This is a genomic window from Schlesneria paludicola DSM 18645 (assembly GCF_000255655.1).
GTDB lineage: Bacteria > Planctomycetota > Planctomycetia > Planctomycetales > Planctomycetaceae > Schlesneria > Schlesneria paludicola.
Genome location: NZ_JH636434.1, coordinates 806,004 through 819,284, shown reverse-complemented (window position 1 = coordinate 819,284; position 13,281 = coordinate 806,004). Strand labels below are relative to the sequence as shown.

General features: G+C 55.5%; 9 protein-coding genes. 4 read left to right on the top strand and 5 right to left on the bottom strand.

Annotation, left to right across the window (positions count from 1 at the left end; genetic code table 11):
- The first annotated feature begins 90 nt into the window (after positions 1-90).
- Positions 91-909, top strand: a complete 819-nt coding sequence (map, locus tag OSO_RS0104010) for a type I methionyl aminopeptidase (protein ID WP_010582233.1) — start codon at positions 91-93, stop codon at positions 907-909.
- A gap of 105 nt (positions 910-1,014) precedes the next feature.
- Here the strand turns inward: map and OSO_RS0104005 are convergent, their stop codons facing one another.
- The 4 genes from OSO_RS0104005 to OSO_RS0103980 all read right to left on the bottom strand — a co-directional run bounded on the left by OSO_RS0104005 (position 1,015) and on the right by OSO_RS0103980 (position 7,037).
- Positions 1,015-2,841 carry a DUF8034 domain-containing protein gene (locus tag OSO_RS0104005; RefSeq protein ID WP_029246617.1) on the bottom strand — a complete coding sequence of 609 codons (1,827 nt, stop codon included), beginning with the start codon at positions 2,839-2,841 and terminating at the stop codon, positions 1,015-1,017.
- 940 nt (positions 2,842-3,781) lie between these two features.
- Positions 3,782-5,413 (bottom strand): hypothetical protein, encoded by a 1,632-nt coding sequence (locus OSO_RS0103990; RefSeq protein ID WP_010582231.1) that lies wholly within the window; start codon positions 5,411-5,413, stop codon positions 3,782-3,784.
- Between the two features lie 71 nt (positions 5,414-5,484).
- Positions 5,485-6,222, bottom strand: a complete 738-nt coding sequence (gene bioD / locus OSO_RS42060) for a dethiobiotin synthase (protein WP_010582230.1) — start codon at positions 6,220-6,222, stop codon at positions 5,485-5,487.
- Positions 6,219-7,037: an SAM hydrolase/SAM-dependent halogenase family protein gene (locus OSO_RS0103980; RefSeq protein ID WP_010582229.1), complete on the bottom strand. Its 819-nt coding sequence runs from the start codon at positions 7,035-7,037 to the stop codon at positions 6,219-6,221. The genes bioD and OSO_RS0103980 overlap by 4 nt, the downstream gene beginning before the upstream one ends.
- 626 nt (positions 7,038-7,663) lie before the next feature.
- Here OSO_RS0103980 and OSO_RS0103970 point away from each other — a divergent pair.
- Positions 7,664-8,734 carry a hypothetical protein gene (locus tag OSO_RS0103970; RefSeq protein WP_010582228.1) on the top strand — a complete coding sequence of 357 codons (1,071 nt, stop codon included), beginning with the start codon at positions 7,664-7,666 and terminating at the stop codon, positions 8,732-8,734.
- A 240-nt stretch (positions 8,735-8,974) separates the two neighbouring features.
- Positions 8,975-9,781, top strand: a complete 807-nt coding sequence (locus OSO_RS0103960; RefSeq protein ID WP_083842772.1) for a DUF3592 domain-containing protein — start codon at positions 8,975-8,977, stop codon at positions 9,779-9,781.
- A 259-nt stretch (positions 9,782-10,040) separates the two neighbouring features.
- Here OSO_RS0103960 and OSO_RS0103950 read toward each other — a convergent pair whose 3' ends face one another.
- The gene (locus tag OSO_RS0103950; RefSeq protein ID WP_010582226.1) at positions 10,041-10,574 is read right to left on the bottom strand and encodes a hypothetical protein; all 534 of its coding nucleotides are present in this window, start codon (positions 10,572-10,574) and stop codon (positions 10,041-10,043) included.
- A 1,265-nt stretch (positions 10,575-11,839) separates the two neighbouring features.
- Between OSO_RS0103950 and OSO_RS0103925 the strand changes: the two genes are divergently transcribed.
- Entirely contained in the window at positions 11,840-13,219 is a 1,380-nt protein-coding gene (locus OSO_RS0103925) for a DUF1501 domain-containing protein (RefSeq protein WP_010582222.1), read from the top strand.
- The last annotated feature ends 62 nt before the right edge of the window (positions 13,220-13,281 follow it).

The window sequence follows — 13,281 nt, the reverse complement described above, 5'->3', positions numbered from 1 at the left end:
GATTCAAACTAAGGAGCGATCGATTTCATTCGTCGTTTTCCGGTCCTAACAATGGCGCCGGGGCGGCGCTGGAGCGTATAGTTGAACATTATGAATGTGTTGCGTCGCAAGCCAAAACCGAAGTGTCCGCTGTATCTCACCGACGAGGAACAAGCGGGTCTGCGTGCCGCTGGGCGCTTCAATGCCCAGCTTATGGATTTTGTTCGACCTCATGTGAAGGCGGGCATCACGACGCTGGAACTGGACAAGCTCGTGTACGACTACACGATGGATCACGGACATATTCCGGCATGTCTGGGTTATAAGTCGTATCCGAATACCATCTGCACCAGTGTGAATGAAGTCGTCTGTCATGGCATCCCCAACAAGATGCCACTCCGTGATGGCGACATCGTGAATGTCGACTTGACCACGATTGTCGACGGCTGGCACGGCGATTCGTCCGAGACTTTCATCATCGGAACCGTCTCTGACGAAACACGACATTTGGTTCAAGCGACGTTCGATTCGCTGTACTTGGGTATTCAGGCGATTCAGCCGTTTGGCAAGATCAGCGACATTGGGCAAGCGATCGAGAAATTCGCCCGGTCCGAGGGGCTGTCTGTTGTCCAGGAATATCAGGGACACGGGCTGGGACGTGAGTTCCATCAGGAACCGGGTGTTCCGCACTATCTTCCGAAGACGGGTGCGTCTCAAATCGTGATCGAACCCGGAATGTCATTCACCGTCGAGCCGATGTTGAACATCGGTACCTGGCGGACGATGCTCGACACGCGCGACAAGTGGACGGTTCGAACCATGGACTTGTCTCTCTCCGCCCAGTTCGAGCATTCGATCCTGGTGACCGAGTCGGGGCCTGAAATCCTGACCCAAACTCAGAATGGCCCGAAGCCCGGCCATAAGTTCTAGTGGCGCATCGCGCTACTCTCTTCTGTTAGGTTCCTGAGCGTCACTTGCAGGCCCGTGGGTCTGCCTGGCATGAGTTCGTCAATCTGTCGGTTTAGGTCTGGAGCTCTAATTCCACGGGAAGGCCATCGTCGGTGGATGGGCGTAGCGTTTCATGGTCAGCTTCAGCCGCGTTCCTGATCCGGGGGCGAGGTTCACGATCAGGTGATTCGTGTTCAACGGTTGTTGCTTGTCGCCCGAGTCCAGCGACAGGAATTGGTGTTCACCATACCCCCCTGCCTGGACAATCAGTTTTCGGCAATCCAGTTGGTTGATGTTGACGAGCGTGACAGTGACGTGATCCTCGGTCATTTCTTCGATCAGTGCCGCAACATCCTCGGGGAAACCGGCGCGTCGGTTGACCGGGTCAAAGTATCGCAGCCGACAATGGAGTGCCGAGCCGCTTCGACCCGGATGCAATCCGCCCAGCGCCAATTGAATCAGTGACGTCACACTTGCGGGATTGTACTTCATCGGATCGTCCGCCAGACGTGTATCGGGTGTGGTCCGATCGTCACGCAGGCCGCGAACCTGTTTTCCAATCAGCGCTAAATCGCCGCGGAGAGCCTGTTCGGGAAACTCGGGGTTCTTTCCGCGAAGGTAAGTCATCCAGGGGTTCGCAGCGATTCGTTCTAGATCGTCAGCCTTCATGGTGAAGTAGGCGATCTCCGTCGCACCGGCGGAGTATTTTTCGGGGACAAAATCGTACCACCCCTGCTCACCGAACATCCGAGGGTACAGCGTCGTTCCATTCTCGATCTTTTTGTTGGCGTTGACCGCATCCATCTGCTTGCGCCACGGGTCAAGATATCGGTCATCGCCCGTCAGAGCATACGCATTGATAAATCCTTGAAGCCCCGCTTCGTGTTGGTTGCGGCTGGCCATTTTTTTTGATGCCGGGTCATAGACCGTGAATCCCCAGCCGTAGACGCCGCCCCACCAGTGTCCGCCCGCATCACTGCCGATCTTTCCGTCCAATCCGACGTTGGTGGGGATGATGTTCGAGTTGGCCCGCATCCTTTCGCGCCAAGCATCGACATATTCAAGTAGCCATTTGCGATACTTGTCGTCATGCGTTAGCGCAAAGGCGTTGAATGCCAAGGTCGTGGACTTCAGATTCTGAGGGTGGTCCCCGACGGTATCGTTGTAGTCTTTGAAGTGCTCGAGCATTTGGGCATACGATGTTTCTCCGTGGCCGGGGCGAAATCGGTTTTCAACTTCGATCGGATCGCCGGCCCAATCGAGCCCTGTGGTCTTACGCAGCAGGGGGCCACGACTGCCATTGAACATGCTGCGAATGATTTTGTGTTGGGGATCATAGTTCGGCGCGCCAGGATCTTCGTTCAAATAGAACCCGGCGTATCGTTTCACACGCTCCGAAAAACGTCGATCATTGGGATCGGACAGGCCCTGCAGGTTAAAGACAACCAGTCCTTCTGCGTTGTGCAGCCAGTCCATCATCACGGGGAATTCTTTGTAGTACATTCCATCGCGAGCGAAGGGGACTTCAACCGTTTTGGCGAGCGTGTACTGTCGAAGGTGTCCTTCCCACGCCAGCTTGTACATTCGCAAGATGTCATCACTGGCCCCCAGCGCGTGCAGGATCGGCCAGTCGAGACAGTTTTCGATGGCGTCATCGGGGCCATCGTCGCCCCCCCAACGTTCGACACACAACAGCCAGCCACGTTCGTCGAAATATTTTTCGAAGTACTCGCGGCAAGCCGCAACATTCTGCCGCAACAACTCGCGTTCCAGGAGCGCCCAATTGGGAGGCGTCATGGAAGTTTCAACCGAAATGACAGTTTCCTCGGCCATCAGAACCGAGGCCAATTGTCCCTGGACGAATCCCATGGCAAGTACGCAAAGCAAAACGCGCCGAACATGGAAGCCAGTCATAGTCGCTCTCGCAGAATGAGGATCGCTGTTGATGAGCACTGTGCGTCCCGCCAGCATAACGCGACCTTGATGGGACAACGAGCGAATCAGATCTGATTCAAAACGCGATGCGTCGGTGCGCTCTCCGATGGCAGCGAGGGGGCGTTTCGTTTTGCAGATTGTCAAAGAACGAGATGACGATGCATCGAGCAGCGATCGGCCGGGAATTTCGGCGACCGCATCGTCCCACGTCATTCCGGCCGGACATCCTTATCCGTTCACAGGCCGGGGACCGGCTCATTTTCCCGCGGTATAAGGGAAGGATTGACCTTGTCGATGCACTCTGGATTTCAATTTAACCGGGACGATGTGCCTGTCCCACTCTCTTTGGGCAGTGAGCGGGTTCCCCGTAATCCCCCCAAGTTCCGCGTGAATTCAAGCCGGCCCCCCAGAATTTTGTGAGCATCTTGATTCACTTGACTGTCTTGTTTCATAAGGTGTTTTGCAATAACCAATTGCGTCGATATCGCGTTTTGATCGTCTTGATCGAATTGAGCAACATGGCCGCTGTTGTTGCTCTAACTGCCTGCGTTTCCATCTCGTTTAAGTGTCGGTCCACCATATGGTCCTCACCTTACTCGCTTTGAGTGCCGAACGAGTTTCGATTGGTCACGAATCGATCACCGTATTTCGACGTGCGCAGTAGCGCCCATTCGGTGCGTGTCTGATGATACGAATTCATTGTGATCTGTCTCGATCAAAACCGCTGTTGTTTCCAAACGTTTGGAAACGACACGATGATAAGCAGCGGATCACTCGGCTGAATCCCGGTCGACAGCATGTTGGCCACGCTGCATCCCTACCAGCCTGTTGAAGTAACGGGGACTGGCTCCGACCAGTTTAAAAAATGCCATGACATCGTGAACGCCGAGGTGCCTGTCCTCGTTACTTCAACAGGCTGCTACGCGGGATCGGCCGTGATCTGATCGCTCTGAAAGTGCACGTCGATCAAGGTCGTTACGCCGTTCCCTGACTTTGGACCGTGACCTTTGCGAAAGTGAACGCGCCAGATGATTTCGCCGGTCAGGTCGTCGAGATGTTCTTCCGAAGGAATGAAGGTCTCGAACGATTGATGGGGTTCAAGCACTTCGTTTGTGTGTTGTCCGACGATGCGCCATTCGCTGTCCTCGGCAATGCGATCGAAGGGGAAATGAGTTGCCGGCTGTTTCCGCTGTGCAACCGGAAAGATGGCGTTATAGGATGCGACACGATCGTTAACGATCCGCCGAAAAAACATCAGCGTCGTATCGAGCGGGGCGATCACCTGGTTGGTCGAGACATTTTCGAATTTGATCCAGAGCTTGAGCACGGGGGCGGACATCGCGCGGACTTGAGTTGGATCACCCGAAAAGTGGGTGAACGCGATTGGGCCGCGTGTGACGCGCAGGGGTGTCGCGATCAGATTTCCGTACCGTCTTGCTTCGCCCAATCGCAAATCGTGTCCCGGTGGCAACAGATTCGCGGGGCGAGGGACCACAGCTCGACCACCCAATTGCTGGACCGTCTTCAGGTCAGGCAGACTTTCCAACTGAGATTGTCGTCCGAAGAGGCTGAGGTAGACCACATAGATCGTGAGCAAACTGGCGTAGCTTCCGATGACGAGCAGAAGCATTGCCATGGACGAACGTGCGGCCTTCGCCTGTTCCGACCCCGGATTTCGGTCATTGGTGTCGTGCGTGTGGAAAGTCTGCGGCCTGGGAACCGCAGGTGTGTGGGGCGACGTGGCCGTGAAATCATTGAATGGTGACGCCGCATCCATCGCGGCAGGAAGGGGACTCTGCGGGCGTTCCGACTCGGAGACGCCTGGATCGGTGGGAGGCACGCTTTGCATCTCGGCCGATGTCAGGCTGAGATTGAGTGCCACACCCGCATTTGACGCGGCGGGTGTGGCCCGCCTGTGATCCGACATCCAGGAAAAGTCGGGTCTACCAACTGGGCCCGGCGTGGAGGCCGATCCCTCCATCAATGGCATGGGTTTCTCTGGTTGCGGATAAATGTCAGGAAGTGCCACACGGGTGTCGGGGATCGCAAACTGGTCCTGTGGGAATCCGCTGTCGCCCTCCAAGTCAACGACATTGTCGGAGTTGACGGCATCCGAATGAATGTCGGAATGGTCGCCATCCTCTTCAAACGGAATATCGGAATTGGCGGAGTTCTGTTCGATGACGGACTCGGTCGCGTCCACGTCTTGCGGTGGATTCACCCTCAAGTCGAGGTTCGAAGGCGTGCTGTGATTCTCGGGATGGCCCGGTTCAAACAGTCGTGACTGAATTGGCGCGGGCTCATCAAACAAGGGCGCAACCGAGCCTTTGGCGACAATCGTTACGGCCGAGAATCGTCTGATCGCTTCGAGTTGTTCGTTCACGAGATTTGATGATCGAGACGCATGCGGAGCCGAGGGTGGGTCGGATGGCTGTGGGGCGGGCAGCGGGGTCATCAGATGCGCTCTGCAATGCGGACAGGCGACGATCTCGCCCGGCGTTTCGACCAGCAATCGGCCGTGACACTGCCCGCAACTCACTTCCATCGGCATGTCGCATTCCTTTGGCGGGTCACGAACTCATCGCGAACGGCTCGGTGCAATCTTGAGTCTGTGTCCTTGAGTCATTGTCGTTTTGAACGGGTGGCCAGCGATTCCCAACGAATTGTGACTGGCTGACCCGCTCGACGCAATTCCGACTCCGACTGATAGGCGACGGTACCGAATACGGGAACACCACTGCGGGCCTCGATTTCATCGGCGTTCGTTTGCACGGAGAGATCGTCTGGATCGGCGACAACGCTGTTCAACACGATCCCTGCAATCGCGAGTCCGCGTGATCGAATCGACTCCACAGTCAGCAGCGTATGATTGATGGTGCCCAGGCCTGATCGGGCTACGATCAAAATCGGCGCGCCGAGTTCCCGAGCCAGATCGGCGACTGTCTGAGTTTCGGTGACGGGAGACAGCCAGCCCCCGGCCCCTTCGATCAACAGTATGTCGGTATTCGGAAACCGTGCGGCCCCCGACACCAGCCGTTCAAAGTCAACCTGCCTGCCTTCGAGTTGTGCGGCAACGGGCGGCGCAACGGGTGCCAAAAAACGTTGCGGGCAAATCGTCTCATCTGTCCAATGACCGCCGATAACTGTTTTCAGGCGTTCAATATCATCCCAGCGGTATTGGCCGTCGATCGGAGGCGATGAAGGATATCCGATCGCACCGGAACAGGCGGGCTTATAGGCGGCGACTTTCAGGCCGCGTTCGATCAACTGCCGTGCAATCAGGCAGGTCACATGCGTTTTTCCAACGTTGGTATCTGTTCCGGTGACGAACAAGGCGTTGTTCAAGTGATGTTCTGTCATTGGGCGACCTCCGTCCAGCGAACCGTAATCCGCTGTCCAAGTGGCGACTGAAATTCTTCTGCGGCACTTCCATCACGAACGGCAATTTCGAGTCGCCCCGCGCTACCCACTAAAGTCATCGGTTCTCCGGGGTCTCCCTCAGCGTAGCAGTGTGTCAGTCCCAGGATTGGAAATGAGCCAATCTCGACTTTGAATGACGCAAACGTTTTTGGCAGGTCGCTGGCATCGATGTTGGTGATCAGGTTGCCGAAGTGGTCGATTTCGACAACCTGGCCAGACACGGAATTGCGGCCCTTTGACTTGCGCGGCAGCGGCAATGTCACAATGGGGGTGGTGAGTGTTGATCCCAATTCACGGATGTCGTGTCCCAGTGACCAGGCCGCGGCGACGGGCGTCAGGATGTCGCGGCCGTGGAATGTGCTTGAAACAATTGATCTCCACCAACGTGGTTGATCGAGTACGACAGCTCGTTGAAGTGTTGATCGTTCCAGGATGACCGAGAGCAGCCCGTTGTCCGGACAGACAAATCGTTGGCCTTCGATTTCGGCGGCGATCAGTCTGCGATCGGAACCGACTCCCGGATCGACGACACCGACATGTACGGTTCCTTTGGGAAAGGCGTCGATACCATCATTCCAGGCGTAAGCACCGCGAAGGACCTGTTGCGGCGGGATTTCGTGCGATAAATCGACCAAATGCAGATTGGGATTGATTCCAATGGCAACTCCCTTCATCTGGCCAACGTACGTGTCGCGCGTGCCAAAGTCGGTGAGAAACGTGATGCAAGGTCGATGGGTAAGGGGCGGCGATGACATAGCGCGATACGTATACCTTGTGCACTCAAACTTGAATCTGTTGGAAAGTTCGCGACGCCAACAATCTCCGGGGCGAACGTTTTGTTCGAGTTGCTTATTACTACGTTTCCTCGTGCACCTCTTTTGACACATCAGAAGCGTTGCCAAGCGGGAGCTTGACAACGAGGAAAACGCTGGCAATGAGGGAATATCTGGGGGGCAGCCTGCGGCTTGAAAATTGTTGGGGCGAATTCCTCGTCAGGGTGACGCCCTGATGCAATGACGTCAATTGAGCCACGCGTTGAGGCGGATAATTTGTTTGAGGGAATCCGCCAACTTGGGGACTATTCACAGTGTGAAGTGAGGGGGTAGGCTCATCTTCCTGGTTCATTGGAATCCACGGTTCATCGATCGGATGCAATCTAACATTTTGCCGCGGGAAGATGAGCCAGTCCCCGGCTTGTGAACGGTTACACAAATTGTCCAACGGAAGTTGGCCAGATCAAGGTGGATAGCTCACGACGCTCAATGCGATCGGATGATTGTCAATTCGAATTGACGCGATGATGCCATCCCGATAGACCGTGATCTTTGTAACACGATTGTGCATCCTCCGTGAGTGATTCCTGTGTCAAAGGACGTTCTCAATGCGAACATCGCCGTTGCTGCTTGCCGTAGGAATGTGTGGTCTTGTGTGTTGCTTTCAACACGTCGAACCCGTGAGGGGTGACGAGATCGGGCCGGCGGTGATTTCGGACGAGGCACAAAGGTTGATCGACGCCATGATCGCTGCCCGTCGCGAACTCAAGTCCGGCATCTTCACGGCCACGGTTCGACACACGACCACCGAAGCAGATGGAGTGTCAGTCAATCAGAAGGCAAGGTTGCGCTATGTTTTCGACCATCCGGAAGCGTGCCTGCGGTATGAGTATCACGGAGAAGCCGCGATGGGAATGGAAGCTGCGAGCGAGGATCCCGCGGAAGTGGAGCGGCAGATCAAAGAGGGCAGGTATATTACAAAACCACGCATGCGTCCAATCATGGTGTACTTCACGCGGAATGGCGACTATAGCGCCGGTTGGTCCAAGATCGGCAATCAATCAGACGAAGATTTTGGGTTCAATCAACTTTCGATCAGGCCACCGGAAGATCACGGTATTCATTGCTTTTCGACCATTCTGAATCCTTCGGTGGTGGGGATGACGGACGAGCGGGATCTCCGCTCCTTAAATAATGAGATTGAGGTGGTGTTGAAACGTCATTCCTCTCGCGTCACGACCGTCTCGCTGAAACATCTGGAAAACGGTTGCGTTCAACTGCACTATGACATTGAATTCAATCTCGGCCGTTGGCGACGGACGCTTGAGATTGATCCTGCGAATGGATTCACCTGCCGTCGCATGACGATTTCACTGTTGAGGCCGTTAAGTGATTCGGAGCCCGTTCCGTTCGAAGTGACCGCCGACTGGGTACAAAGGAACGGAATTTGGGTTCCGATCCGGACGACGCTCAGATCCGTTCACTTGAAGAAGTCGACGACCGAGTACGATTGCGTCCTGGATTGGGCCGAAGTAAACCCGGCGCGAATCAATCCCCTGGAATTTGACTATCACATGTTTGAGCATGTGTCGCCAGGCACGAAGGTCTACGATCGAAGAAATGGCAATTCAGAGCTGATCGAAATTGTTGATTCTTGCGATGAATCCGTGGAGCAGTGACGGATGCCAATCGGATCTTCTTCTGATCCTGGCGCCTGTCAGCTCTTCTGGGACTTGGCAATTTGAGTGCCGGTGAGATGATTGAGAACGTTTGCTGGCAGCGATCCGTCATGTGCCCAATTCTCACGCTTTGGAACGCAATGGGAGCCAAGGTTCAGCTGGTCGTATTGCGACGCTTCAACTCCTACAATCTTGCCGGCAATGTGATTAGCGGGTGACGGTCAGGCAAGGTCAGGCTTCATGAGTGTTCAACAACAGGCATATCGAGGTGGGATTCCCAGAGGGCTGATGCGAGGCGCGCCTCGCCCGCTTCGGCTGGCACGCAAGATTCGTCTGGGGCTGTCGATTGCGATCACGGCGGGCATCGGATGGTTCGTCTTGTGCATGCTGGGAACGTTGCTGCTCGCCAAGTCCGTTGCCAAACCCTGGAAAGAGTTGCGTCAACACGGACAGGTCGTGGAAGGACGGATCACGCAGGCAGGGATGATCAAAGGATTCGGCAGGACGTCGCGAAACTATATCCACTACGAATTCAAGACAACGGAGGGGCAGCTGATCAGCGGTCAGCTGCAATCCGGGGTCGCTCAGCAAGTCAACGAAACTCAGAAGTTCACGTATCTGCCCGACAATCCCGCTCAGCATGTGATTGGTGAAGTCGACGACCAGCGACTGGTGGACGAAGAGCGGGCCAAATACGACTGGGTTCCAATCGTGTTGTTTCTTGCGATCTTTCCAAATGTCATTGGTGGTCTGATTGTGCTTGCGTTCGTTGTGGGCGATCTTCGGCAGGTTCGCTTCGCAAAGTACGCGGATCTGATTGTCGGTCGCGTTGATCAGGTCGATTCACACGGATTCCACTATGTTGCTGAACCGCAAGGGCAGGATGCAATCTCTGGTCGGGTCGATGTCACCGCGTGGAATGGCCAACCGGTCCAAGTGGGTGACAAAGTGCCCTTACTGAAAGCGGGTTCCCGCGTGGAAGTATTTTCGCGGCTGTCATCGGTTGAGTGGTCCGACCCTGAGATGGCGCACTGTGAGCCGTTGTGAAGGTTGTTTCCGACTGTGGTAAAGTTTTCCGACCGCAGTGATGTCGGCATGAAAGTGTGATTCGCGCGCAGAAAAACGGTTGCCGCAAGAATACGGCAACCGTTTTTCGCATTGTGAACGATTCATCACATCACTCGTGATGATCTCACGTCATCTTAATCATCACTCGCGCCACGAATCGTCATGGACGTGCTCAATTCGTGGTTCGAAACATGTTGTTCGTTCACAGTTGTGATCGATCCACATGGGATCGGGGCAATCATCGATAGAAGATGGTGGCGTAGTAGCCGTTCGCACCACGGGCGACACCGATTTCGATAGGTGTCAGTTGACCCCAGTAACAGGCATTGCGGATCGCCTGGTCTGGTGTCGGGCCGAAACCGTTGCCTTCGTGGCTGCCGCCGCCGAAGTGTCCACCGATGTGGGCGACGCTGCCCATGCGAGCGCTTTGTTCTGCTTTCCATTGAGCGCTACCGACGACCGTCACTTTCGGCGCTTCCACGGTTGTGGTTGCAGGAGCCGAGGTTGCAGGAGCCGTTGAAGTGGCTTGCACAACGCCGTTTGTGGTTTCGACGGCGTTGGTTTGCACGATCGTCGAAGCGGGGGCTGCAGGCTGTGCCACAGTGGTCATCGGAGCGGTTACGACTGTCGTTGGCGTCATCGTGTTGTACTGCTGCGTGTACTGCGGTGTGTAGTACTGCTGCTGGTACATCATCCGTCGGCCACGCGCTTCAGCATTGGATCCACCGAATGCCACCACGAGGGCCAAGACGACCAATTGCGTTCTAACCATTGTCAATCCTTTTCAAGAACACGAAAGCTGAACTTCGCATGAAGTTCTCTCGAATGCAGTCATTGATGTGACGTCCATCGCCGACTGAAATCATGTCTGGTGCAAGGTGAATTGCATTCCAGTCATACTCAAAAACCTGACTTAAATTGGCGTACCTTCCTCGACGTCACCACGGACGTTTTGGCGGGCCGCAATTGCAATTCTGCTCTGCGGACGATGATCGTCCGCGGAACAGAAGTCGGAAGTTGTGTTGATTGTTTGGGTACTCGAAAACAAAACGAGTTCATCTATCCGTTTGAGGTTGCTTGAGAGCGCAATTCAGTCCGTTTTGGACCTGATGCCACCCAAGTGGGTTCTCAAATTGATGAGCGTCGCCGAACGATCGGACGTTCTGATCGACACTCATTCGACGTCTTCGTCTTGGCCAGGGGGCTCGAAACGGCAAACCGAGGGATTCCTCGATCGTTACCATCACGTCCCAACCAGAAGCTTGTGCCGGTCACAACATCGGCTTCTGATTCGCGCCGGTGGCACCACCCTTGATGCCAATAAAACGGCAGCACAACTGATGATCGCCGAGCAGCAGGCCCACGGACAACGCGATGCTCTACTGATGACGACCAGATCGACCTGAGTTCAGGTCTTATGGGACGCACCCTTCCGTGTCGCCCACAAAAACACGCTCGCGCTCAACCCTGATCGCGATAACGCTGTACTACAAAACTCACTCGCTCGGCAACAAGCGAGGGACGATTCCCGTGAACCGTCGCTCCATGCAAGAATTGATAGCGTCCGCCTGATCGAAGTGCAAGCGTGCCGAAAACCACGTCGCGCCTGAACGCGGAGAGCCGGATCGCAGTTTCGGATTGTTCACTTGACAAGTGAAGCTGGGATGTAGTTTCCGATCGTAGCGACTTTGCGTGCATGCCGGGGACTGTGAGCCACGATCTGGTGCTGGATACTGCAGCACGTGGTGCTCGTCGCATGCGCACACTTTCTCGATGTCAGTCTCTCGTGGGTTGCCCGTTCGAATCACCCGTGAGTGCTCGCGGCGGGGCTTGGCCGACGAGCCGACATCGTGATGTTGGGAATGAAATGTGAGTATTGTTTGGGGCGGCGTCATTCAAGCCGGGGTTCAATCCAGTGGGTCTGTTGGGGGCCGAAATGCCGTGTGGAATGACGAACCCGCCTTGAGACTTCACCTGTTGAATGCAATGATATTGTTTGATGCGTGGTGAAAAGTCAGCGAGTAATGGGGATGACCGATGCAACTTGGGTTTGACGGAATGGCGCCACTTTCCCGACGGCAGATGGTTCAAGGACTTGGCGGCGGGTTGGGGGCGATCGGTCTGGCGAATCTGCTGAACCCCGCTTCGGCGAAAGAGGTCGCCAGTCACACTCGGCCCCGCGCGAAGCGGGTCATTCAATTGTTCATGAACGGTGGCCCGTTTGGTCCTGACCTCTTTGATCCGAAGCCTGCTGCTGCGAAGTTCGAAGGACAGCGTCCGTCAGAACTCGACGCGTTCCGGACGGAACGGAAGACAGCGGGGCTAATGCCATCGCCATTCAAATTTGAGCCTCGTGGAACCAGCGGTGTCCCCGTCAGCGAACTGTTGCCTCAATTTTCCGAATGCATTGATGACGTTTGCATTTTGAAATCGGTCTACACCGACAACCCCAATCATGGGCCGGCGCTGTTGCTGATGAACAACGGCACGATTGTACCGACACGGCCCAGCATGGGATCGTGGTTCTCGTATGGGCTGGGGACTGAGAACGAAAGCCTTCCGGGCTATGTCGTGCTGTGTCCCGGTCGTCCCGTCCGGTTTTCGATTCTCTGGACGAGCGCGTTCCTGCCGGGTGAGCATCAGGGGACCTATATCAATCATTCCAATCTGGAACCGCAAAAGCTGATTCCCTATCTGCGGAACAAGCGGCTGCCCGTGGAAGAACAGCAGCGACAGTTGGAGCTGATGCGCTCATTGAATGAAAAGCATCTGGAGGAACGCCCTGGCGATCGACAGTTGGAGTCGCGCATTACTGCGATGGAAACGGCGTTTCGTATGCAGTTCACCGCGACGGAAGCCTTCGATTTGAGCCGCGAGCCTACACAGATCCGCGAAGAGTATGGAACCAGTCATTTCGCCAATGGATGCTTGCTGGCGCGTCGTCTGGCCGAACGCGGGGTGCGTTTCACGCAGGTTTACTACGGTGACGGGCAGCCCTGGGATACACACAATGACCACAACAATTTGACTCGAAAGCTGTGTCAGGATATCGATCGGCCGATGGCCGCGCTGTTGCGCGATCTCAAACGCCGCGGAATGCTGGAAGACACACTCGTCGTCTGGGGTGGTGAATTTGGTCGAACACCGACGACCGAAAATGGGAATGGCCGCGATCACAATCACTATGGCTTCACGATGTGGATGGCAGGGGGCGGTGTGCGGGGAGGGATGACATACGGCGAGACGGACGACTTCGGGTTTCAGGCCGTTCAAAACCGAGTCCACATCCACGACTTGCATGCCACGATTCTGGACTTGCTGGGCCTGAACCACGAGCAGTTGACGTATCGTTATGCTGGACGTGACTTCCGTTTGACGGATGTCGCCGGCAAGGTGATCCGCGAAATCCAAAGCTGACGCGGGACAATTCGAGTGTCGAGCGGATTTCGCCTGCCGCAGATGTTTTATCGATCGGAAGG

Excerpts from the sequence above, each read along its gene's own strand:
- map (WP_010582233.1), top strand. The coding sequence starts at position 91 with ATGAATGTGTTGCGTCGCAAGCCAAAACCGAAGTGTCCGCTGTATCTC.
- OSO_RS0104005 (WP_029246617.1), bottom strand. The coding sequence starts at position 2,841 with ATGACTGGCTTCCATGTTCGGCGCGTTTTGCTTTGCGTACTTGCCATG.
- OSO_RS0103990 (WP_010582231.1), bottom strand. The coding sequence starts at position 5,413 with ATGCCGATGGAAGTGAGTTGCGGGCAGTGTCACGGCCGATTGCTGGTC.
- bioD (WP_010582230.1), bottom strand. The coding sequence starts at position 6,222 with ATGACAGAACATCACTTGAACAACGCCTTGTTCGTCACCGGAACAGAT.
- OSO_RS0103980 (WP_010582229.1), bottom strand. The coding sequence starts at position 7,037 with ATGTCATCGCCGCCCCTTACCCATCGACCTTGCATCACGTTTCTCACC.
- OSO_RS0103970 (WP_010582228.1), top strand. The coding sequence starts at position 7,664 with ATGCGAACATCGCCGTTGCTGCTTGCCGTAGGAATGTGTGGTCTTGTG.
- OSO_RS0103960 (WP_083842772.1), top strand. The coding sequence starts at position 8,975 with ATGAGTGTTCAACAACAGGCATATCGAGGTGGGATTCCCAGAGGGCTG.
- OSO_RS0103950 (WP_010582226.1), bottom strand. The coding sequence starts at position 10,574 with ATGGTTAGAACGCAATTGGTCGTCTTGGCCCTCGTGGTGGCATTCGGT.
- OSO_RS0103925 (WP_010582222.1), top strand. The coding sequence starts at position 11,840 with ATGCAACTTGGGTTTGACGGAATGGCGCCACTTTCCCGACGGCAGATG.